At 58.9% G+C, this 22,303-nt stretch carries 17 protein-coding genes and 1 riboswitch; of the genes, 11 read left to right on the top strand and 6 right to left on the bottom strand.

Annotated elements, in window-relative coordinates:
- Positions 1–665 precede the first annotated feature (665 nt).
- Together VHB22_RS08495 and VHB22_RS08490 are read left to right on the top strand one after the other, a co-directional pair.
- Positions 666–1,478: a hypothetical protein gene (locus tag VHB22_RS08495; RefSeq protein ID WP_325456535.1), complete on the top strand. Its 813-nt coding sequence runs from the start codon at positions 666–668 to the stop codon at positions 1,476–1,478.
- 176 nt (positions 1,479–1,654) lie between these two features.
- Positions 1,655–2,272 (top strand): hypothetical protein, encoded by a 618-nt coding sequence (locus tag VHB22_RS08490; RefSeq protein WP_325456534.1) that lies wholly within the window; start codon positions 1,655–1,657, stop codon positions 2,270–2,272.
- A 22-nt stretch (positions 2,273–2,294) separates the two neighbouring features.
- On the opposite strand, the gene VHB22_RS08485 is transcribed toward VHB22_RS08490, so the two are convergent.
- Positions 2,295–3,026, bottom strand: a complete 732-nt coding sequence (locus VHB22_RS08485) for a competence/damage-inducible protein A (protein ID WP_325456533.1) — start codon at positions 3,024–3,026, stop codon at positions 2,295–2,297.
- A 100-nt stretch (positions 3,027–3,126) separates the two neighbouring features.
- On the opposite strand from VHB22_RS08485, the gene sfsA reads away from it, so the two are divergent.
- The 8 genes from sfsA to VHB22_RS08445 all read left to right on the top strand — a co-directional run bounded on the left by sfsA (position 3,127) and on the right by VHB22_RS08445 (position 16,180).
- Complete coding sequence (gene sfsA / locus VHB22_RS08480) at positions 3,127–3,849, top strand: DNA/RNA nuclease SfsA (protein WP_325456532.1); 723 nt, start codon at positions 3,127–3,129, stop codon at positions 3,847–3,849.
- Between the two features lie 103 nt (positions 3,850–3,952).
- Positions 3,953–4,465, top strand: coding sequence for a peptide-methionine (R)-S-oxide reductase MsrB (gene msrB / locus VHB22_RS08475; protein ID WP_325456531.1), 513 nt, complete (start codon positions 3,953–3,955; stop codon positions 4,463–4,465).
- A gap of 504 nt (positions 4,466–4,969) precedes the next feature.
- The gene (locus tag VHB22_RS08470) at positions 4,970–6,331 is read left to right on the top strand and encodes an efflux RND transporter periplasmic adaptor subunit (protein WP_325456530.1); all 1,362 of its coding nucleotides are present in this window, start codon (positions 4,970–4,972) and stop codon (positions 6,329–6,331) included.
- Complete coding sequence (locus VHB22_RS08465) at positions 6,328–9,504, top strand: efflux RND transporter permease subunit (protein WP_325456529.1); 3,177 nt, start codon at positions 6,328–6,330, stop codon at positions 9,502–9,504. Before VHB22_RS08470 ends, VHB22_RS08465 begins: the two co-directional genes overlap by 4 nt.
- A gap of 4 nt (positions 9,505–9,508) precedes the next feature.
- Positions 9,509–12,616, top strand: coding sequence for an efflux RND transporter permease subunit (locus tag VHB22_RS08460; RefSeq protein WP_325456528.1), 3,108 nt, complete (start codon positions 9,509–9,511; stop codon positions 12,614–12,616).
- A gap of 184 nt (positions 12,617–12,800) precedes the next feature.
- Positions 12,801–15,107 (top strand): FdhF/YdeP family oxidoreductase, encoded by a 2,307-nt coding sequence (locus VHB22_RS08455; RefSeq protein ID WP_325456536.1) that lies wholly within the window; start codon positions 12,801–12,803, stop codon positions 15,105–15,107.
- Positions 15,104–15,415, top strand: coding sequence for a hypothetical protein (locus tag VHB22_RS08450; protein WP_325456527.1), 312 nt, complete (start codon positions 15,104–15,106; stop codon positions 15,413–15,415). Before VHB22_RS08455 ends, VHB22_RS08450 begins: the two co-directional genes overlap by 4 nt.
- A gap of 126 nt (positions 15,416–15,541) precedes the next feature.
- On the top strand, positions 15,542–16,180 hold the full coding sequence (locus VHB22_RS08445) for a DedA family protein (protein ID WP_325456526.1): 639 nt from the start codon (positions 15,542–15,544) through the stop codon (positions 16,178–16,180).
- Between the two features lie 32 nt (positions 16,181–16,212).
- Here the strand turns inward: VHB22_RS08445 and VHB22_RS08440 are convergent, their stop codons facing one another.
- The 5 genes from VHB22_RS08440 to VHB22_RS08420 form a co-directional block, all read right to left on the bottom strand.
- Positions 16,213–16,791, bottom strand: coding sequence for a hypothetical protein (locus VHB22_RS08440; RefSeq protein ID WP_325456525.1), 579 nt, complete (start codon positions 16,789–16,791; stop codon positions 16,213–16,215).
- A gap of 107 nt (positions 16,792–16,898) precedes the next feature.
- Complete coding sequence (locus tag VHB22_RS08435) at positions 16,899–18,956, bottom strand: TonB-dependent receptor plug domain-containing protein (protein WP_325456524.1); 2,058 nt, start codon at positions 18,954–18,956, stop codon at positions 16,899–16,901.
- A 223-nt stretch (positions 18,957–19,179) separates the two neighbouring features.
- Positions 19,180–19,402, bottom strand: a riboswitch (cobalamin riboswitch).
- Between the two features lie 283 nt (positions 19,403–19,685).
- Positions 19,686–20,123, bottom strand: a complete 438-nt coding sequence (locus VHB22_RS08430) for a CoA-binding protein (RefSeq protein ID WP_325456523.1) — start codon at positions 20,121–20,123, stop codon at positions 19,686–19,688.
- A 16-nt stretch (positions 20,124–20,139) separates the two neighbouring features.
- Positions 20,140–20,955: an enoyl-CoA hydratase gene (locus VHB22_RS08425; RefSeq protein WP_325456522.1), complete on the bottom strand. Its 816-nt coding sequence runs from the start codon at positions 20,953–20,955 to the stop codon at positions 20,140–20,142.
- A gap of 40 nt (positions 20,956–20,995) precedes the next feature.
- Positions 20,996–21,586: a hypothetical protein gene (locus tag VHB22_RS08420; protein WP_325456521.1), complete on the bottom strand. Its 591-nt coding sequence runs from the start codon at positions 21,584–21,586 to the stop codon at positions 20,996–20,998.
- A 245-nt stretch (positions 21,587–21,831) separates the two neighbouring features.
- Here VHB22_RS08420 and VHB22_RS08415 point away from each other — a divergent pair.
- Positions 21,832–22,303: IS1595 family transposase (locus VHB22_RS08415; RefSeq protein ID WP_325456520.1), on the top strand; the 472-nt coding region annotated here is incomplete at its 3' end.

Genomic DNA, 22,303 nt, shown 5'->3' with positions numbered 1-22,303 from the left:
CCACTTCCCACTTCCCACTTCCCACTTCCCACTTCCCACTTCCCACTTCCCACTTCCCACTTCCCACTTCCCACTTCCCACTTCCCACTTCCCACTTCCCACTTCCACGTCGCGCATCACGACAAAGCGGCGTCTCCTGTCCCACCCCGTTGTTGAACACGCCACGTCATCATCTTGCAATTTGTTATATTATACGATATACACATTGCAGAAGTACACGACGGGACGTCTGAGAGGGGGAACAGTTATGGGTCATCGCCAGCAACAGCATGTTGTGCGCTTAGCGTTCGGCGCGCTTGCACTACTCGGAGCGACAGCACTGCTGCCGCCCAGTCTCGCAACATTAGCGGCCCCTGCGCACGCAAGCACAATCGTAGACGGATCGGATTCCGCTGCATTCTCCGAGCGTCGCTGCAAATGGACAGCAAAGGAAGAGCGTTGCGGCTGGATCAAGAAAGACAGGAAACAGGTCACGCACCACTAGAGCGTCCGGCGCGTGCCGCACGTCTCAGAGCCCCAGCATAGAGCGCATGAAAGACCGCGCTTAGCCGGCAGGCAGCCTGCCAGGAAAAACGGCAGTTATGAATCTTGTGCGTTTGACCAGTTGACCCATCACGTCATTTGCCGGAGGCTGTCCGCTCTGGATCAGCACGTGGGGGTGTCCTGTGACTCCGGAAATTCTCGTTTGGGCTTTGCTCTTCGTCGTCGGGTTTGCACTCTCGTATCGCCTGGCAGAGAGCTTGCTGAAGCGAAAGCCGGATTTCGACAGCGGATCGAGCGTGACGCCGGTCACCGATCCGGAGCCAGCAGCGCCGGCTCTCTCCCAAACCTCTATTGCGGTTGACAAAACACCAGCTTTCGCACCTCCGTCTACCCGGATAGCGCCGCCGCCCCCCGTTACGGCGAAACCTCCCGCTCCCCAGCCCGCAGCCGCTGCGGCAAGCGTACGCGCAACGATTGCGCCAACCAAAACCGAGGCTCTCACGCCAGTACCTGTGGAACGTCCGCAGCAACCGCTACTCAAGGCCGACGTGCGCGCCACGCTGGCACCCCGTGATATAGCGACGGCCGTAGAGACGCCGGCGGCATTGGTACGGGAGTCCACGCGCCTCTCACCCGCTCCCATTGTTGACGAGACGACCGTCGTCGCACCTGGAACGCAGCAGGTTATCATCCGCCGACGCGGAACGAGACTGCGCGCGCGCAGGATCGGCATCGAAACACCCCCGCTCGATCAGAGATTAAAAGAAACGCGCACCCGCAAAGCACGCGCCGCGCAAAAAATCCCAAGAAAACCGACACGTGATTGCAACGGCGCCGAACTGGTGCTCGGACACAAATCGGTCAGGCTCCAGGCCCCGCGTTTCGGTGGCCCCAAGCCTGCGAACATAAATCCGCTTGCCTCGACAAAAACGGTCACAAAAATCATCGGCATCCCGCGTCGAAAGCTGCGCGTGCGCCTCGCAGCCACCGTTTAACAGCGGCGCCGAACTCGCCTGCTCGAAGGTTTCGGCGGCACGCGGAACATCTCCACACGTTATCCTCATTCCTCCACAAAGGCCGTTTGCACCGCGCAAATCGGCTGGTTCCTAACGCGCGAATCAGTCCACCTTCGTCTTATCAAGTTGCGGAATTCCGTTGCGAGGGGTGGGTTATGTCCAGGTATGCTGCGCGTGCGCCGTTGTCGGTCTATATGCTTGCCGATCATCTGGACGGGGTCCTCGCGGCTGGGGAAGACCTCATCGCGCGCGGTCACGACTGGCGAGCGCTTGCTGAAAATCCGGGCGATCCCGCTGAGTTCGCGCTTCGCCAGCGGAGGATTGCCGAAGACGTTCGCGGCCTTGAACTCATGCTCGTTGCACGCGTGCTGAAGGCCCGGACACATGCGCGGTCGCTTGCCGAGGTCGACGATCGCTTTCGCGCCGTCGGCACGCTCTTCGCTTCCGGAACGAACGTCCTGCTCGATGCGGTGACGGAATGCGGCGATGCACGCAGCGAAGACTTCGATTCCGGCGAGGATATCATCTCTTACGTCAGAAGCAGGGGCTTGATCGCGCCCGATGCGGCATCGGTCCGCTCGGCCGCGGAACTGACGATCGACGACAGCTTCCTTATTGCCAAGCGCATCGCTCTCGGACCGCTACTCGACATGGCCGCCGCATTCCTTGACGCACTCGATAGCCAGTATGAGCTGTTTGTCGAAGCCGAGCCCGAACGTGGAACGCGGATAACCCTCGAACGCGACGAAGGCGATCGGCTGTCGCTCAACTGAGGCTGCTTTTCGCGTCAAACAATTAGAGGTCCAGCGCAGACTTCAGCGCTTCAGCCGCTTCGGCGAGCCGCGCAGAATCGGCGCAACGCAACACCAGATCGGCGACCGGTTTGCCATCGCGGAGCTTCGGGTAGCTTCCCATTGCGACATCGCGATAGCGTTGCTGATGCGCCGCTAAAATGTCGGCGACTTCACTTTCGGGACGCTCAACGGCAATCGTAACTGAAAGAAGTTTATCGCCGGTTTTAAGTTCGGGCGTTACAGCTGCGAGCATCGCAGACATGATTTCCGGCACGCCGGCCATGACAATGATGTTGCCGATGCGAAATCCGGGCGCGCCGGAGAGGATATTAGGAACCAACGATGCCCCAGCAGGAATGCGCGCCATCCGGAGACGCGCCGGGGTCATTCCCAATCCGCGTTTAGCATAATGCTCCCGCATCATCTTTTCGGCGCGCGGGTCAATGGCGATCGGCACGCCTAACGCCTTAGCGATGCTCTCGGCAGTTATATCATCATGGGTGGGACCGATCCCGCCAGTCGTGAAGAGATAATCGTAACGCTCCCGAAGCGCGTTGACCGCCGAGCAAATTTCGATTTCCTCATCAGGGACGATCCGCACTTCTTTCAGCCGGATCCCGATGTTCGTCAGATGCTCGGCAAGCGTGCCGATATTCCGATCCTTCGTACGCCCGGAAAGGATCTCATCTCCAATCACCAGTTGTGCCGCCGTTACAATCCGCTCGCTGCCCAAGCCAGGCCCCCGTCAATCACATCTACGCCGTCGTCATATCATCGCGCTGCGCTGCTCGAAACACTTGCTCTGCCGTCCGGTTCAGTTCGATATGCGGAGCATGAACTTCGCAAATCCCCTCGTCCCCGGAAAACTCATTCAGCGCTACAAGCGCTTCCTTGCCGACGTCCTGATTTCGGGCGGCGTGACCGTAACCGCATCGTGCCCCAACACCGGATCGATGCTCGGACTGACCACGCCGGGATCGACGGTTTGGCTTTCGGAAAACGACAGCCCGACGCGCAAATACCGGCATACCTGGGAAATGATCGAGCACGATCTCGGCAGCGGCCCGCACCTTGTCGGCATCAATACAGGCCGGCCGAATGCTCTTGTTGCGGAAGCGATCGGTTCAGGCACGATGCCCGAGCTCGCCGGATATGCGTCGCTGCGCCGGGAAGTCAAATACGGAGAGAATAGCCGCATCGACCTGCTCCTGGAGAACGCCCCCGATCCGCGTCCCTGTTATGTCGAAGTCAAGAACGTGCATCTGATGCGCGAGGCCGGGCTCGCGGAATTTCCCGACTGCAAAACCGAACGCGGCGCCAAGCACTTGCGCGAACTTTCGGCAATGGTCGCGGCGGGCCACAGGGCAGTCATGATCTTTCTCGTTCAGCGCGGCGATGCCGAACGCTTCAAGCTTGCGAGCGATATTGACCCTATGTACGCCGCTGCGTTCCAAACGGCACTCGCCGCCGGCGTCGAAATGCTCTGCTATCGATGCCGGATGAGCCCGACCGGCATCTCGGTTGAGAGCCGGATCGATATTGTCGAATTGTCATAGAGGCCGGCAATTCTGCTGAAACGAAGCGTAAGCAACGCACGTACCCTATCGGAGAACGGCGCGCTCGCCGTCAGGAGGAACTCCAAATCCCAAGGTGAAAGCCATGTATTCCCGACGCGATTTCTCGAAACTCGGCCTCGCTCTGGCGGGCGGCGCTATCGGTCTTAAAGGCGCTTCCGAATTCGTGCATCCAACCCAGGCAAAGGCCGGAACGAAGACATTCGAGGTGACGAAGACTGACGCGGAGTGGAAGAAGATTTTGACTCCGGAGCAATATTACGTTCTCCGCAAACAAGGCACCGAAAGTCCCGGCTCCTCACCGCTCGACGCAAACGACGCAACGGGAACGTACCTCTGCGCGGGATGCGCGTTGGCTCTCTTTTCCTCCGAGACGAAATTCCATAGCGGCACCGGCTGGCCCAGTTTCTGGAAACCACTCGATAACGCCGTTTCGACAGAACAAGACAACAGCTATCTGATGACCCGCACGGAAGTCCATTGCCGCCGCTGCGGCGGCCATCTCGGCCATGTTTTCGATGACGGGCCGAAGCCGACCGGGTTGCGCTATTGCATGAACGGCGTCGCCCTGAAGTTCGTCCCTAAAGCGACGGGCTGAGGCCGGACTTTCCCAGAAACGGTAGCGTTGGGCTGAATTCATTTCAGCATAATGATTAAGCACGGGCGGCGGTCTCGCACGGCGCCGCCCGCGACCGCGAATCCTATTTCAGGAATAAGCCGTCCGCTTCAAGCACCGAGGCGCGACAATCGCGCACCCCTTCACTTTTTGGGGCTTTGGCGCCCGCCGCAGCGATCAGCGACGGATCGCCCCTGCTTGGCCGTTCTAATCGACCCGGCTCAATTTTCTGTACCGATTGGTTGCAGTACCAAGCCCGCCTTAGTTACCGCTTAGCAAAGCTCCTGAGCTTATCGTGGCCTACGGCACTGCGGACTAGCCAAATCCACGTATCTGGGCGGAAGACGGCCGCGCCCTGCCACCTGGGGTTCTGCAACGGATTTACCTTGGCGGCGCGTTTCCGGATCCTGGACTTCGGAGTGCACTTTCTGCTCCGGTCCTGACGACTAGAGGCACCCTGACCGATCAACCTGGATGCGATCGATAATGAGAATACTGCGGTCCCTTTTTACGCTCCTTGTGATCGGCGCTATCGGCGGCGGCACTTACTACATCATGCACACGGGCAAGTCGGCCTCCGGCAAACACGGGCGTAGCCATCGCGGCGCTTTCAGCGGACCGGTTGCCGTCATCGCCAAGGATGTTCAGACGGCGGACGTACCGGTCTACTTCGAGGGCGTCGGCTCTGTGAAAGCACTCAATACAGCGACCGTGCGTGCTCAAGTCGATGGGCGACTGCTGAGCGTCAACTTCAAAGAAGGCCAGGACGTCAAGCAGGGCGACGTGCTGGCGAAAATCGATCCCGTCACGTATCAGGCGGCACTCGACCAGGCTGTCGCGAAGAAAGCCCTGGACGAAGCCTTGCTTGCAAACACCAAGCATGACCTGGAACGTTATGAAAAGGTCGGAACGCTGGCGGTCTCTCAACAGCAGATCGATACGCAGAAAGCACTGATCGCGCAGCAGGAGGCACAGATCAAATCCGATGCCGCCGCCATCGAGAATGCGAAAGCGATCGTTGGCTACACGACCATCGTCGCGCCGTTCGACGGCCGCACCGGCATCCGTCTCGTCGATGAGGGCAATCTCGTCCACGCGGGAGACGCGGGCGGGATCGTGGTCATCACCCAGGTGCAGCCGATCTCTGTTTTGTTTACGCTTCCGCAGCAGGATCTTCCGGCGCTGACCAAAGCGATCGCCACGGAAGGAACATTGAGCGCGCAGGCTCTTTCGACCGACGGCCAATCGGAACTCGATACCGGCAAGCTTGAGGTCATCGACAATCAGGTCGATCAGCAGACGGGCACGATCCGTCTCAAGGCGAATTTCCCGAACGATAAACGGCAACTTTGGCCCGGCCAGTTCGTCAACGTGCGCGTGCTCGTCGATACGCTTAAGAACGTCGTCGCCGCACCGACCGAAGCTATTCAACGCGGCCCCGAGGGCACATACGTCTTCGTCGTCAAATCTGACAATACCGTCTCGATGCGGCCCGTAAAAGTTTCGCGTCAGGATGAGAAACAAGCGATTATCGCCGAAGGCGTCACGCCGGGAGAAAAGCTTGTGACCAGCGGTTTCGGCCGTCTCAAGGACGGGTCGAAGGTTTCGGTCAGCGACGGCAAATCACCGCCGCCAGGTGCAGATTCTGCGGCCCCCTCGGCACAGCGCCGGTCCGGACGCGGCAAGGCGGCAAATCTTGCCAATGAAAACCAATTCCCTTCCGACACGGCAAGCAGCGCGCCGTTCGTTACCGGTTCGAATGTCAACCCCTCGCCGATGACGGACGCCGCGAAGTCGGGCAGACGTCATAACGGTCGGCATCACAAGGACAACGGCGCATCGCCATGAGCGTTTCGCGGCCCTTTATCGAGCGGCCAATCGCGACATCGCTGTTGGCGCTAGCGACTCTGCTCGGTGGCATCCTCGGCTATTTCTCGCTGCCGATCTCGTCGCTGCCGCAGGTCGATTTTCCGACAGTCGAAGTCACGACGCAGCTCCCTGGCGCGAGCCCCGACACGATGTCGAAGCTCGTGACTGCATCGCTCGAACAGCAATTCGGAAAGATTCAGGCGCTTGCGACGATGTCGTCGACGAGCTCCTTCGGACTGAGCCGCATCACGCTGCAGTTCAACCTCGACCGCGACATCGATTCCGCCGCTCAGGACGTTCAAGCCGCGATTAATGCAGCCGGCTCGACGCTGCCGAAGAACCTTCCCTACCCGCCGACCTATTCGAAAGTGAACCCAGCCGACACGCCAATCATGACGCTGGCATTGACGTCGGAGACCCAATCGCTCCGATCTCTTTCCGATCTTGCCGACACCTTATTGGCACAACGCATGAGTTCGATCTCGGGTGTCGGTCACGTTTCCGTCGAGGGCGGAATAAAACCCGCCGTTCGCGTCGAAGCCGATGTACGCCGCCTCGCGAGCTACGGCCTCAGCATGGCCGATCTCAGCGCCGCCATCAGCGCCGCCAATGTTGCAGGTCCGAAGGGCTCGCTTGATGGAGCCAAGCAATCATTCACGATAGCCGCAAACGACCAGATCGAAGACGCCAAGGAATACGAGAACGTCATCGTTGCCTATCGCAATGACGCGCCGGTCAGATTGAAGGACGTGGCGAAGGTCAGCGACAGCCTCGAAAATACGCGTGTCGGCGGGTGGTATCAGGGCAAGCCTGCCGTGATCGTCGACATCCAGAGGCAACCGGGCGCCAATGTTATCGATACGGTTGCCCGCATTAAGAACGAACTGCCGCGCGTCGAACGTAGCATGCCGGCCGGCGTCGATCTTAAGATCGTCAGCGACCGCACCGGTACAATCCGCGCTTCCGTCCATGACGTGCAGTTCACCCTCGTCTTGAGCGTCGGCCTCGTGGTTATGGTCGTGCTGCTGTTCCTGCGCTCCATCCGCGCGACGATCATCGCCGGCGTCGCGCTGCCCGTTTCGCTCATCGCCACATTCGGCGTGATGTATTTCTGCGGCTTCAGCGTCGATAACCTGTCGCTGATGGCTTTGACGATCGGCACCGGCTTCGTCGTCGACGATGCGATCGTCATGATCGAGAACGTCGTGCGCCATCTGGAAAAAGGCGAGAAACCGATGAAGGCGGCGCTCGACGGCGCGCGCGAAATCGGCTTTACGGTGATTTCGCTGACGTTGTCCCTGATCGCCGTTTTCATCCCGCTTCTTTTCATGACGGGCCTCGTCGGCCGCATGTTCCGCGAGTTTGCGCTGACGCTCACGATTGCGGTCGTCGTCTCTGCGATCGTGTCGTTGACACTGACACCGATGATGTGCGCACGGCTGCTTCGGTCGGGCGGACATCGCGAAAGCAGCGGCAGGCTTGGCAAGCTGTTCGGCGGAATCATGGATCGCGTGATCCAGGGCTACAAAGTCACCCTTGAATTCGTGCTCCGCCATCAGCCCGCAACACTCATTATAGCGTTGCTGACGGTCGTCCTCACGATCTGGCTCTATGTCATTATGCCGAAGGGGTTCCTTCCCGACCAGGATACCGGCGCGATTACCGCGGTCGTCGAAGGCAGCCCGCAAATATCCTTTTCCGAAATGTCGCGATTGCAGAGCGAGGTCGCAAAAGTCGTTGCCCAAGATCCGGACGTCTCCGGCGTCGCATCTATCGTCGGCATCGGACAGCTCAACGCGACCCAAAACGTCGGCAACCTCAAAATCCTGCTCAAGCCGCGCGACCAAAGGCACGCAAACGTCACGCAAGTGATGCAACGATTGAAGCACGCAGTGCGATCCATACCGGGGACGATCGTTCACTTCCAACCGGTTCAGGACGTTCAGATTTCCACGCAAACCAGCCGCGCGCGCTACCAATACACGATGGTCAGCACCGACGCAGCGGAGGTGTCCGAATGGTCGAAGCGCATGGCGGATGCCCTGAACGAGTCGCCCTACGTGCGCGATGTGTCCTCGGAAGAGGTCGATGGCGGACTCATTGCGAAGATCAGCGTCAACCGCGTGACCGCCGGTCGGCTCGGCGTAACGATGCAGGCGATCAACGACGCCTTGAGCAATGCATTTGGGCAGCGGCAGGTCTCGACCATCTATGAGCAGTCAAACCAGTACCGCGTCGTACTCGAAGCGGCGCCGGAATATCGCGCCGATCCTTCACGGCTCAATCGCCTTTATGTGCCGTCGAGCACGACCGGAACGCAGGTGCTACTAACGTCAGTCGCTTCGGTGAAATATGAGACTGCGCCACTCGCGATAAGCCACCAGGACCAATTCCCGGCAACCACGATCAGCTTCAATCTGGCGCCGAATGCCTCTCTCAGCGACGCCCTTCGCGCCATCGATACTGCAAAAAAAGACATCAATCTTCCGGCGACGGTGAACGGCACGTTCTATGGCGATGCGGCGGAATTCTCGAAGTCGTTGCAAGGCCAGCCGTGGCTCGTCCTCGCTGCGATCGTTACGATCTATATCGTTCTCGGCGTTCTATACGAGAGCCTCATCCACCCGTTTACGATCCTGACGACGTTGCCCTCTGCGGGCATCGGCGCGGCATTGGCGCTTGAGCTCACCGGCCACGACCTTTCGTTTGTCGCGCTGATCGGCATCATCCTGTTGATGGGTATCGTCAAGAAGAACGCCATCATGATGATCGACTTCGCACTCGACGCCGAGCGCACGCGCGGGCTTTCACCCGAAGCTTCGATCATGGAAGCGGCGCTCCTGCGGTTTCGACCGATCATGATGACGACGCTTGCCGCGTTGCTGGGTGCTCTGCCACTGGCAATCGAAAGCGGCACTGGCTCGGAACTGCGCAACCCGCTCGGCATCACGATCGTCGGCGGCTTGCTGCTGAGCCAACTGCTAACGCTCTACACGACGCCGGTCATCTATCTGACGATGGAACGGCTACGGGCACGCTTCGCTGGCAAACCCGGTCGGGCGTCTCCACAGCAACCGGAAGCCGCCAGCTCTACCAAGGACTCTTCGGGAGAGCTTGAACCTCCGCGCAGTTTCGAAGAAGCGGCCGAGTAGCGCTATGAACATCTCGCGCATCTTCATTGAGCGTCCGATCGGAACAGCACTTCTGGCCGTTGGCCTCTTTCTGGCCGGCACGATGGCCTACATCTTTCTGCCCGTCGCAAGCATGCCGTCGATGGAATTTCCAACCATACGCGTCAGCGTCTCGCGCCCGGGTGCCGATCCCAAAACGATGGCCGCAAGCGTCGCGGCGCCGCTTGAACGCAGGCTCGGAGAAATTGCCGGCGTCACAGAAATGACGTCGACGAGCTCGCTAGGCTCGACCGGCATCACGATGCAATTCGACCTTTCACGCAGCGCGGACGGCGCCGGCCGCGACGTCCAGGCGGCCCTCAACGCCGCAACGGCCGACCTTCCCGGAGACTTGCCGCAGGTTCCGACATTCCGGAAATATAATCCGTCCGGCGCGCCAATCCTCATTCTGGCGCTGACATCCGACACCATGTCGACGAGCGACATTTATGATGTCGCCGATACGGTCATCGGTCAGCGCATTTCGCAGGTCGATGGCGTTGCCGACGTGATGGTCAGCGGCGCCGATCAGCCCGCGACCCGCATCCAAGTCGACCCGGCTCTCACCGCCGCAATGGGCGTGAGTATGGAACAAGTTCGCCAAGCCGTGGAAGCGGCCAACGATCTCTCCCCGATTGGAGGAATCGACGGCGGATCGCAGAACATCATTCTCGCGACAAACCCGCAGATGACCAATCCGGACGATTACAAGAACATCGTCGTCAAGAACATGCCCAACGGCGATATCGTCCGTGTCGGCGATGTCGCGAAGGTTATTCTAGCGACTAGGAACCGGTTATCTTCGGCGCGATTCAACAACAAGCCCGCGGTTCTCCTCATCATTACGAAGACGCCGGAGGCCAACGTTATCGACACGGTCGACCGCGTTAAGGCTCTGTTACCGCAGCTCAAGGAATGGGTCCCCGCTGGCATCGATATATCGATCCTATCCGACCGCACCGGCACAATTCGCGCGTCCGTTTACGACATGCAGTTGACGCTCGGAATAACGATTCTGCTCGTGATGTCGGTTGTTTTCATATTCCTGAGGCGCTCGACTCCGACGATTGCTGCCGGCATCACAGTCCCCTTATCGCTTGCCGGCACATGCGCGGCGATGTGGGCTGCGGGATACTCGATCAACAATCTGACCTTGATGGCATTCGCTGTTGCAGTCGGCTTCGTCGTCGATGACGCCATCGTCATGATTGAAAACGTTTATCGCAACATGGAACGTGGCATGAAGCCTATGCAGGCTGCGCTCGAGGGCGCGCGGCAGATCGGCTTCACCGTCGTCTCGATCTCGGTATCGCTGATCGCAGCATTCATTCCTGTGCTGTTCATGGGCGGCATTGCCGGGCGGCTCCTGCATGAATTTGCAATGACGCTGACGTTTTCGATCGTTATCTCGGCCATTGTATCCCTGACCGTGACCCCGATGATCTGTGCTCATTTTATCAAAAGCGGCGCTGAACATCGGAAATACCTTGCCGATAGGCTGTTCGAGGGAGCCCTCGCGCTAATCGTCAAAGCTTATGCGTTCACGCTGCGGATCGCGCTTCGGCATCAGGCGATCATGCTCGCGGTCTTTGTCGCAACCATCGCCTTGACCATTCATTTTTATCAGGTGATGCCGAAAGGCTATCTACCGGACGACGATACGGGCTTGATTCTGGGAGCGACCGAAGCAAATTCCGACACGTCGTTCGAGAACATGAGCAAACTTCAAGATCGCGCGCTGGCAATCGTCATGGCGGACCCGGCAGTTGCGAACGTCGGCTCGTCATTCGGCAGCGGCGGACGATACTCGACCCTCAACCAAGGCCGCATGTATATTGGCCTCAAGCCCTTGGCCGAACGCGGCAACGTTCCGACGGCCGAAGTTATCGATCGCCTGCGCAAGCCGCTAAGCAAGATCGTCGGTCTCGCCACACGGCTCATGCCGTCACGCGATATCCGCACCGGGGCGCGGCAAGGCAAGGCCGATTATCAGTACACGCTCTGGTCCTACGACGATAAGCTTTACGATTGGGTCGCCAAAGCGGTGGCGGCAGTCCGTAGCGTGCCTGGTGTCGTCGACGTCAGCTCAGATCGCGAGCAAGGTGGACTACAGCTCAACGCCGTTATCAATCGGGACACGGCATCAAAGCTCGACGTCTCGATCAGCGACATCGATACGGCACTCGCGAACGCCTTCTCCCAACGCCAGTTTTCGACCATCTACGGCGATCGCAATCAATATAAGGTCATCATCGAGGTCGATCCGAAACAGCAACGCGATCCGAGCGATCTTGCGCGCATTTACGTACCAAGCGGCAAAGGTGCTCTCGTACCGCTCTCAAGCCTCGTGACGCTCGAACGGGGACTGGCGCCGCTTGTCATCAACCATCAAGGACCGTTCCCTTCGGTCACGATCAATTACAGTTTGCGCCCCGGCGTCAGCATGGACACGAGCCTTCGAGGTATCGAGCAGGCACTCGGAGAGCTGCACATGCCGGAAACCATCCGGGGTGAACCGGCAGGCGACGCCAAGGCGTTTGCCGAGCAAGCGCGCATGCAAAGCGTCTTAATCATCGCGGCGTTGCTTGCAATCTACATCGTTCTCGGCGTGCTTTACGAAAGCCTCGCGCATCCGCTAACGATCATTTCGACATTGCCGTCGGCAGGGCTCGGCGCCTTGCTGGCGCTTGAGGCGGCGCATATGGATCTTTCGGTCATCGCGCTCATCGGCGTCATTCTGCTCATCGGCATCGTAAAGAAGAACGGCATCATGCTTGTCGACTTCGCGATCCATGCCGAGCGAGAGCAAGGGTTGTCGCCGCAAAAAGCGATGTACGAAGCTTGCCTGCAACGTTTCCGGCCTATCCTTATGACGACGCTTGCTGCGCTCCTCGGAGCTATTCCACTGGCGGTCGCCATTGGTCCAGGTTCCGAAATCCGCCGCCCGCTTGGCGTTACAATCATCGGCGGTCTGATCGTCTCGCAGGTGCTGACGCTTTACACCACGCCGGTCATCTACCTGATGCTCGAACGGCTCAAAGCGCGCTTCGCCCGCAAGAGCGATGAGGAACACACCTCTCCCGCCTCGGCATAGACTCCCAGGCGAACGACGCGGCATTTTTAGCCGAAGCGCCTCAGACGCAGGACTAACTTACTGAGAAATCTGCCGATCTTCGTTTTTCGCATAACGGACATTCCGTCTGTGTGCATTGCGAAACACTGTCGTTTCGCACATGCACAACGACGAAACTGTCGGCGAGGAAGGTTCCGATACATCCATGGGCAAGCCCGAATTCATTGGTAAAAAATCGAAAGCCGCTGGCGGCTGGGGCGCCTTAAGAAGTTGCGGAAAGAAGCTATTAGCGAGCGGCGCGCCTCTTTCCGGCGCCGTCGCAATGCTCAAGGCGAACCAGCCCGATGGCTTTGATTGCCCGGGCTGCGCCTGGGGCGATCCAGCGCACGGTTCATCGTTCGAGTTCTGCGAAAACGGCGTCAAGGCCGTCGCATGGGAAGCGACCGACAAGCGCGTGCGTCCCGACTTTTTCAAAAAGCATACCGTGAGCGCGCTTCGCAGCTGGACCGACTATGAGCTTGAACGCGAAGGCCGCTTGACACATCCCATGCGCTACGATGCAGCGAGCGATACCTACGTTCAGGTCACTTGGGACGAAGCTTTTTCCGAGATCGGCCGCATTCTTCAAAGTCTCGACAGCCCCGATCGCGCCGAATTTTATACCTCTGGCCGCGCTTCCAACGAGGCAGCGTATATCTATCAGCTCTTTGTGCGGCTCTATGGCACGAATAACTTCCCTGACTGCTCGAACATGTGCCACGAAGCGAGCGGCGTTGCACTCGAACAAGCGATCGGCATCGGTAAAGGCACGGTCGTACTCGAAGACTTCGAGAAAGCCGACGCGATTTTCGTCGTCGGCCAGAATCCTGGGACAAACCATCCGCGTATGCTCGGAGATCTCCGCCGCGCGGCCATGCGTGGCGCCCGCATCGCGGTCTTTAATCCGGTTCGGGAAAAGGGCCTCGAACGATTTGCCGATCCGCAAAACAAGCTCGAAATGTTGACCGGCGGCAGTACACCAATCGCAAGCGAATATTATCAAGTGCGTCTCGGCGGCGACATGGCTGCTTTTCGCGGCATGGCAAAAGCCGTTTTAGCCGCCGACGACGAGGCCATCGCCACCGGCAAGCCGTCTGTGCTCGATCGCGGTTTTCTCGAACAGCATACATCTGGCTTCGACTTTTATCGTGCAGCCGTCGAGGCGACGAGTTGGGCTACAATCGAAGACCAATCGGGATTATCGCGAACCGAACTTGAAGCCCTCGCGCAAGTCTACATTTCCTCGGAACGCACTGTCTGCACGTGGGCAATGGGCGTCACGCAGCATCGCCATTCCGTCGCGACCATACGCGAGATTGCAAACTTCATGTTTTTGCGCGGGAATGTCGGGCGCCCCGGCACCGGGCTTTGCCCCGTACGCGGCCACTCGAACGTCCAGGGCGACCGCACTGTCGGCATTAACGAAAAGCCGCCCGAAGCCTTCCTTGACGCTCTAGAAAAGGAATTCGGCGTGCCGATGCCGCGCCGTCACGGACATAATGTATTGGCCGCGATCGGTGCGATGCTGGACGGATCGGCGCAAGCCTTTATCGGGCTCGGCGGAAACTTCGCGCGCGCAACTCCCGACACCTCGCTGATCGCGAAGGCGCTGACGAAACAGAAGCTGACCGTCAATATCGCGACGAAACTCAACTACTCGCATCTTCTTCCGGGCGAAGTGAGCTACGTGCTCCCCTGCCTCGGCCGCACGGAAATCGACCGGAATTCCGATGGCGTGGCGCAGATCGTGACGGTCGAGGATTCGATGTGCATGGTGCACGGATCGGGCGGCATCAATAAGCCGGCGTCGCCGGAGCTTCGTTCCGAGGTCGCAATCATCGCAGGAATTGCCGAAGCGACGCTCGGTTCGAAAGTCGTCGATTGGAAGGCGCTCGCCCATCACCACGACCGTATCCGCGACCTCATCGCACGAACCATTCCCGGCTTCCACGACTTCAACACCCGCGTCCGCAGACCGCGTGGATTCAGGTTGTATAACGCTGTCGAGCATCGCGTCTGGAATACGCCGTCTCGCAAGGCAACGTTTTCGAGTTCGGAGCTGCCCGATCAAACGGACCATCAGCGTGCAGCGAGCGAACAAGGGCTGTTCGTTCTACAGACCTTCCGTTCGCACGATCAGTATAACACGACCGTTTACGGCCTCGACGACCGCTACCGCGGCATCTACGGCGAACGCCAGATCGTGTTCGTCAATCCGGCCGACCTGCGCGAGATCGGAGTCGAGGCTGGCGATCGTGTCGATATCATCGGACACCACGACGACGGAGTTGCGCGTCTCGCGAAAAGCTTCCGCGTCGTGCCCTACGATATTCCGCGCGGCTCCGTCGCTGGTTATTACCCGGAGCTGAACGTGCTCGTCCCGTTGAGCAGCGCCGGGGAGCAAAGCGACACGCCCACGTCAAAGTCGGTGCTTGTTTCGTTTCGCCTCGCAGAGCAAGCACAGGCGGCATGACAACAGCCGCAGATGAGCGCACCGAAGACGACTTCCTGCAAATCGTATCGGCGATCTGCGTCGCCGATACCTCGCTGAACCCATTGGGCGCCGCACTTCTCGCTGCCAACTATCTTGGAATCGCGAAGGACACCCGCACCTTTGCGCGTAAGCTTGGAGTCGAGCACGCACTCGTACTCCGCGAAATTACAGCGCTCGACCAGCATGGCGGCTTTCTAACCATTGCCGGCCGCAACGCCCGTACGCAGCGGCTGGAGTTCGTTCTGACCGGCAAAGGCACCCGCCTCGCCGCACTTGCCTGCGATTGAACCGAGCCCGTTTTCAAAAACACTTTGCATCGGCGTTCGCGGTGGCGCAGACAGTCTTGTCGCGCTGCGGGACATCGTCCTCCATCGCTGGCGTCACTATCGATGGCTCGCCGGCTGAGGAGCGATATGTCGTTCTTTTCACACCACGACCTGCACCAGTTTCTCGCGCTTTACGGCTACTGGGCTATTGCGTTTCTCGTTGCCCTCGAAAGCATGGGCATTCCGCTCCCGGGCGAGACGATCCTGATCATCGCGGCGGGTTACGTAGGGACCCATGGCGGCAATCTCGGGCTCATCATTCTGAGCGCAGCATCGGGCGCGATCGTCGGCGACAACATCGGCTATCTCGTAGGCCGCAAGCTTGGAGCGCGTTTCCTCAAGACCTACGGCTCGAAAATCGGATTGACGCTCGGCCGTATAAAGCTCGGTCAGTACCTGTTCATGCGCTATGGCACGAGCGTGGTTTTCATAGGACGCTTCATTGCCGTCCTACGTGTCCTCGCGGCGTTCCTGGCCGGAGCGAACCAAATGGCTTGGCCACGTTTCCTGGCGGCCAATGCCGCAGGGGCGATCGTTTGGGCTAGCTTGGTCGGTACCGGCGCCTATACGTTCGGGCACGAGTTCCATCAAATCCGGGGACCCATCGGGATTGCCACTGCGGCTGCAGCAACCGCCGCCCTGATATGGATCGCGCTTTATATTCGCCGGCACGAAGCCGAAATGCAGCAAGCGGCGGAAAAGGCACTACCTGACCCGATCGATTAAGGCGTGGCGAGAATTCGCCACGCCGAAAGGTCTTACCTCACCGCAACCTCTGGCGAATGTGCGGCGATCCCCGGCAGGAGCGACACCGCGACGGCCAGCCTATGAAAAATGAGCAATCCGGCAAACGCTACGACATTGATTTCGAAGATCCGCGTAACGATCGGCATAGAGAACGCCTCGGCCGATCCCGAAAGAGGAATGCCCGCAAGATAGAGCGCAAATTCATAGATGGCGAAGGCGGCAAGAAAACCAATCGCAAGGGATAGTGGACGATTACCTGCAGAGGCGGATGCCGCATGCGCACCAAAGAAGGCGAGGATGCTTGCTCCGCCGATCGCAGCTCCCCAGGCGAATGAGTGGAATGTCTGAGGATAGCCAAGCACGCCATATCCAATGACCTGATTTGACAACCACGCAGCAACCACCAGCGCCAAACCCGCCCCGCGCTCCATCTTGCAGCCCGCCAACGCCGCAACGGCAGCGAGCGGAGCGGCGCAAGCGAACGCGAGACTGCCTCCAACGCTCAAAGCTGCGATAAGCGCGACCCAAATGATGGTCGCCGCACGGGTTGCTAGAATTTCTCCATCTCGAGTCTGCAAATCAAAAGCCATGTCCATCTCCATCGTTATCAATAATCCCTGACGGACGAAGCCCGTTGCGATCGGGAGATTGCTTGCATACCGCAAAGAGCCGCCGCCCGCCAGAGAACCTGCTAGTTCTAGTTTGTGAATTTAATGCCGCCGTAAACGCCTATTCCTGTCGCCAAAAAGCCGTCGGGATTTTCGTAGTGCCGGTCGAAGAGATTATCGACGCGCCCAAACACGGACATGCGGTCGTTCAACTTGTAATCGGCGGCGACATTGACAATCCCAAAGCCCGGCAACTCGACGGGGCTTATCGAAGTTGCGCGGTCGACATCTGCCGATTTTCCGATCAGAACAACGCTGGCCGTCAGCAGCAACGGGTCGTACGGCGTCCAACCCGCCGAAATCGATCCCTTATTTCTGGGACGCCGAAGAAGTTGCGTGTGCGTGTCTTCGTCCGTCGCTTCCGTATAGGTATAATCGGCGCGGACGCGAAGATTATCGGTGATGTCCGCCGACACAAACGCTTCGACACCGGACGTCCTGGCCTTACCGACGTTGATATAGGACGTGAACGTTGCGTTAGAATCGATCAGGTTTGTGATGTCGTTATAAAAGTACGTCGCGCCGAACTGCGCATGCCCGCCGAAAATCTGTTGTTCGAACCCTGCGTCCATGCCCAAACTTTCCTCCGGCTTCAAATCCGGATTGCCGAAAAAGTATGGCGGGAAATCCTGGAACCGTTGGCTGAGCGTCGGTGCCTTAAACGCCGTCCCGACGCTGGCTTTCAACTTTGTGCCCGTTGCCTGGATCAGATACGCCGGGGCAACGCGCCAAGTCGTGTGACCTCCAAAGTTCTCGTTGTCGTCGTAACGAACATTGGCGACCAGAAAGAAATCCCGAAAAATCTCCGATTGAAGTTCGGCAAAGACACCGTTGTTCCATTCTTCAGCGAAGAGATCGGGCGTATTGAGTTGCTCGTTCTGGTGATCGGCGCCGGTCACGATGGTATAGCCGGGCGCCACGCGAAGCACGCTTCTCCAATCGTATTTGACGCGGTCCCCCTCATTGAAACCCGTGCCCGACGCCGGATCAATGTTCGTCGTCTGGAGATTGGCGTAATTGATGCCGAAATAGTTCGTAAGATTGCCGCCGAGCGTGCGCCACACCACTTCGCCGCGCGAAAAGAAGTCGTCGACGTCCTGATGCGAGCGGGACGATTGGGCATGAGACGGATAGGTGCTGTAATCGTCTCCAATGAATGCAAGCGAAGCGTCGGTATACCGTGTGACGAAGTTTACGGTGACATCCTTTGAAAGATTGACGCCAAGTTTTGCCGAATACGTCCAATTGTCGTAGTTGTTATCGAGCCGCTGCTCGCCCGGCAGAAGATAATAATACGGCGTCACCGGAACATCGTTGGCGCGAAAATGCGAGATGTTGACGGCGTAATTATATTTGTCGGTGCCGCCGCTGACGCTCGTGGCCTGATTGAAAGTGCCGAAAGAGCCTCCTTCGATCATCGTATTCACTTTCGGCGGCCCCTTGCCCGTTTTTGTATAGATAAGAATGACGCCGCCAAGCGCATCGGCTCCATAAAGGCCGCTTTGCGGCCCCCGGAGGACTTCGACGCGCTCGATATCCGTCGCAAGCATTTGACCAAAATCAAAAGATCGGTTGGGATTGCTCGGATCGCTGACGTCGATACCGTCAATCAGAACCTTCGTGTGATTTGAGTTAGCGCCTCGCATGAACACCGAGGTCTGGCCGCCGGGTCCATTTGTCTGAACCACATTGAGACCGGGCACGCTCTTCAACACGTCTGGAAGCGTCCGGCGCTGATGCGCCTCGATCTCCTTGGAGGTAATAACCGTTACAGAGCTTGCGATTCGATCGACCGGCTCGCTGAGGCCCGTCGGAGATATCGCGACATTGGACGTGTCCTCACTCCGAGCTGGGTTATCGGCTTTCCCATCGCTCGAGTTGCGCGGCGTTGAACTCTGCTGAGCTGCCGCAGGCGCTTTTACTGTTGTCCTGGCGGCTGGGCCGCCATCATCCGGCCCGCTTGTCACGGTAACTGCCGGCAACTCGGTGTCGGGCGACGCCGGAACCTGGGCCCTGACGGGCATTGAAGTGAGAGACGCGAGCGCGAACGCCGCGCCCAAGACGCGGCCTGTTGGAACGCGTAGCATGTGACCCCCCGGTCGTATGGGTGGAATCACCGCGTCAGGTCTGCCTGATTGCCGGTTGAAGGATGCACGGATCGGCCGAAGTCCAGCCGTCCAAAGCATTCGTTCGTGTGCAACGTCACAATTTCACACCGAGCAGCATCCTGCATGACCCGGCGAGGTTTCCCACCGGTTGACATACAGCCGCCGCTACGGGTTTCCGCTCTGCCGCGCCCCACGCACGGAAGATGGGCAGCTTGTGCCGGCAGGTCTCCTGACTCGCGGCTCAGGCGCCTCCTTCGACCTTCCCGAAGGTCTCAATAGCAAGACCATCAGTGGCTTATGCGAAGAAGACTCGCCGCTTACAGTTGCGGGGGCAGTCTCGGCATTGGCGCTTGCGCGCCGCACCGTGTTCCCATTTTCACCGTCTGCGTATTCACGCAAACGGAACCGTCACAAGCACATTACGCACATAAATTTCGGCGAGGAGTCAACTGCGAAATTTCCCAATAGTCCCAATTGCTGAAGCAAGGACCGAGATGCCACAACGTTCGCGCAATCGGTTGGCACGCGCCCCAGCGCCTACTGCTTATGTCCGGCTCGATGCGCTGAGCGGGCTGCAACAACGACCGCTGCCAGCCGACAAAGCATATCAATAGTTGCGTCCGCGTTGCATTGCTGCTGTCGGCCTTCCGACAGCAGGCATAAGCACCAAAAGCCGATCGGAACGGCCTTCAATCGCTTCCGCGCCCACTATCTTCTCATCAGCCGGGAATATTCGATCTTGGGGCAGCGATCCATCACGACCGTGAACCCAGCCGCGCGTCCCTCGGATGCCGCCTGCTCGTTGATGACACCGAGCTGCATCCAGACGATCGTTGCTTCGAGCCGGGCCTTCTCGGCAATCGCATCGCGAACGACTGATAATGCAGCGTCCGGCGCGCGGAAAATATCAACGACGTCGACAGGGCACGGCACATTCGAGAGGTTCGCATAGACTTGCTGGCCGTGGACCGTCTTACCGGCAATACCGGGATTCACAGGCCGAACGCCGTAGCCTTGTGCAAGCAGAAACGCGAGGACGCCATTGCTCGGCCGCTCCGGTTTGGCGCTTGCCCCAACGACGGCAAACGTTCGCGCGCGAGAGAGAATGGCGCGAACGTCATCGTCACTGAGGCCGTCAACAGTCATGCGTTCTCTAGCCGCCTCAGCAATCTTTCCAGTCGGGCGCGCGCTTTTCAAGAAACGCGCAAATCCCTTCGCCGGCGTCAGCAATCATCATGTTCTTCACCATGACCTCGCTCGCGAAAGCATAGGCGTCCGCTAGCGTCATCTCGGCCTGGCGATAGAATGCTTCCTTTCCGATCGCGACCGTCGCTTTCGATTTAGAAACAATCTTTCGCGCCATGGCACGCGCCTGGAGCATGACGTCGCTGGACGGAACGACGCGATTGACGAGACCGTAATGCGATGCCTCCGCTGCCGACAATGCTTCGCCCAGCAGCAACATCTCCATCGCGCGCTTGCGCGAGACGTTGCGCGAGAGCGCAACCATCGGCGTCGAGCAGAATAGCCCGATGTTGACGCCCGGCGTCGCGAAATCGGATTGCTCGGATGCAATCGCCAGATCGCAGGCGGCGACGAGCTGGCACCCTGCAGCCGTCGCACGACCATCGACGGCAGCAATGACCGGCTTCGGACAGCGAACGATGCTTTGCATCATCGCCGAGCATGCCTGCATGGTTTCGCGAAAGAAGGCCAACCCGTCGTCCGCATCCGAGCGATGTGCTGTCAGCTCCTTCAGATCGTGCCCAGATGAAAAGACTTTACCCTTGGCTGCAAGAATAATCGCCGCCACGGCCGGGTCTGCACCGAGTCTATCGATTTGTCCGTGAAGCTCGCGGATCAAAGCGAGCGACAAAGCATTGCGTGCTTCCGGCCTGTTGAGCGTCAGCAAAGCAACGCCCGGTTCCGCCTCTTCGCAAAGCAGAAGAGAGGTCGCGCCTGATGGGCAATCTTGCATCAATGTCCTGATCCCTGCGCAATGCCGACCGCTGCCGGCGCTACTGCAAGGCCTTTTCGATTTCCGCCTTATGGGCTTTCACGATGTCTATGTTCTCTTTGTATTGCAGCTTCGGCGTCGTGCTAATGGCTTCCGTCAGCTCGTCCATCAACTGCTTCTTGTCCGTATCCGGAATGCTCGAATCCTTTTGCACATCATCGCGTTCTTTCTTCAACGCTTCGACGGGATCGACGAAATCGCCTGTCTTCGAATCGAGCCCCGCCATAACGATCGAAATATTTGCGGCGACATCATCCAGCTCGGCGAAATTTCCGAAACCATGCTTCGTCGCGATGCCTTCGAGTTCCGCCTGCAAAGCAGGATCCGGTTTGTCACCTGCATCCTGAAGCTTTGAAGCGATGGCCGCGAGATCGGATTGTGCCGCGATGAAGTGTTTGACCTGATCGTCAGTAAGCTTGATCTGTTTGACGTCGTCCTGCGCCGGCGCGCCATCGTCGCCCACGTCCGGATGCGTTGAAACGCCCGCCGCAGGCGCTGGCTTTTGCTGCGCGGACGCGGTCTGCAGGCCCGCGAGGAGCGCAATCGCGACGATCCCGGATCGTCCCACCGTCTTGGCCATCGAGACCAGCATTATCGTCCTCCACATTGAACCCAGTCCGGCCACAAGCGCATCGGATCGGCAGACCTGACACGGCGACTGAGACAAGATTAAGAAGCGTTTTAGCCTTGAGTGACGCAATCCTCTACAGTCTCATTCGCTTGCCCAACCCCGCCGTTCCACCAAGCCTACAGTGCCCCCGATCAAGACGATTATCGGCTTGACAAACCCAACCTTAAGCCCTTATATTCCTTCTCAGAATGAGAGGGAATTTTGTCATGTCGGCGCTCAGCGAGCCCCATTTTCACGACGAAAACGCAGCTTTCGAAAAGCTGGAGAGCTTAATTTGGCCCAACGGCCCGGTTTGCCCTCACTGCGGCGGCAAAGAGCGCATCTATAAGTTGAGCGGCGTCCGCACCAAGCCGAGCAAGAAAAACCCCAAAGGCGTGGAGCGTCCGGGCCTCAAGAAGTGCGGCCATTGCCGGAAACAGTTCACGGTCCGCGTCGGCACGGTTTTCGAGTCCAGCCATATCCCGCTACACAAGTGGTTTCAGGCCGTGCATCTGATGTGCTCGTCAAAGAAGGGCATCAGCAGCCATCAGCTGCACCGGACGTTGGAAATCAACTACGAGGCGGCTTGGTTCATGGCGCACCGTATCCGCGAGGCAATGCGCGCTGGCGGCTTAGCTCCTATGGGCGGAGGCGGTGGCATCGTCGAAATCGACGAAACATTCATCGGCCGCAAGGGCA

Source organism: Hyphomicrobium sp., assembly GCF_035548195.1.
Lineage (GTDB): Bacteria > Pseudomonadota > Alphaproteobacteria > Rhizobiales > Hyphomicrobiaceae > Hyphomicrobium_B.
The sequence above is the reverse complement of the archived record's forward strand: the minus strand, read 5'-3'. Positions and strand labels throughout refer to the sequence as shown.

Bases quoted from the DNA above. Each gene is read 5' to 3' on its own strand.
- VHB22_RS08420 (WP_325456521.1), bottom strand. From the start codon at position 21,586: ATGCTGGTCTCGATGGCCAAGACGGTGGGACGATCCGGGATCGTCGCG.
- VHB22_RS08440 (WP_325456525.1), bottom strand. From the start codon at position 16,791: ATGGCTTTTGATTTGCAGACTCGAGATGGAGAAATTCTAGCAACCCGT.
- VHB22_RS08445 (WP_325456526.1), top strand. From the start codon at position 15,542: ATGTCGTTCTTTTCACACCACGACCTGCACCAGTTTCTCGCGCTTTAC.
- VHB22_RS08490 (WP_325456534.1), top strand. From the start codon at position 1,655: ATGTCCAGGTATGCTGCGCGTGCGCCGTTGTCGGTCTATATGCTTGCC.
- VHB22_RS08460 (WP_325456528.1), top strand. From the start codon at position 9,509: ATGAACATCTCGCGCATCTTCATTGAGCGTCCGATCGGAACAGCACTT.
- VHB22_RS08425 (WP_325456522.1), bottom strand. From the start codon at position 20,955: ATGCAAGATTGCCCATCAGGCGCGACCTCTCTTCTGCTTTGCGAAGAG.
- msrB (WP_325456531.1), top strand. From the start codon at position 3,953: ATGTATTCCCGACGCGATTTCTCGAAACTCGGCCTCGCTCTGGCGGGC.
- VHB22_RS08435 (WP_325456524.1), bottom strand. From the start codon at position 18,956: ATGCTACGCGTTCCAACAGGCCGCGTCTTGGGCGCGGCGTTCGCGCTC.
- VHB22_RS08430 (WP_325456523.1), bottom strand. From the start codon at position 20,123: ATGACTGTTGACGGCCTCAGTGACGATGACGTTCGCGCCATTCTCTCT.
- VHB22_RS08455 (WP_325456536.1), top strand. From the start codon at position 12,801: ATGGGCAAGCCCGAATTCATTGGTAAAAAATCGAAAGCCGCTGGCGGC.
- VHB22_RS08465 (WP_325456529.1), top strand. From the start codon at position 6,328: ATGAGCGTTTCGCGGCCCTTTATCGAGCGGCCAATCGCGACATCGCTG.
- VHB22_RS08470 (WP_325456530.1), top strand. From the start codon at position 4,970: ATGAGAATACTGCGGTCCCTTTTTACGCTCCTTGTGATCGGCGCTATC.
- sfsA (WP_325456532.1), top strand. From the start codon at position 3,127: ATGAACTTCGCAAATCCCCTCGTCCCCGGAAAACTCATTCAGCGCTAC.
- VHB22_RS08450 (WP_325456527.1), top strand. From the start codon at position 15,104: ATGACAACAGCCGCAGATGAGCGCACCGAAGACGACTTCCTGCAAATC.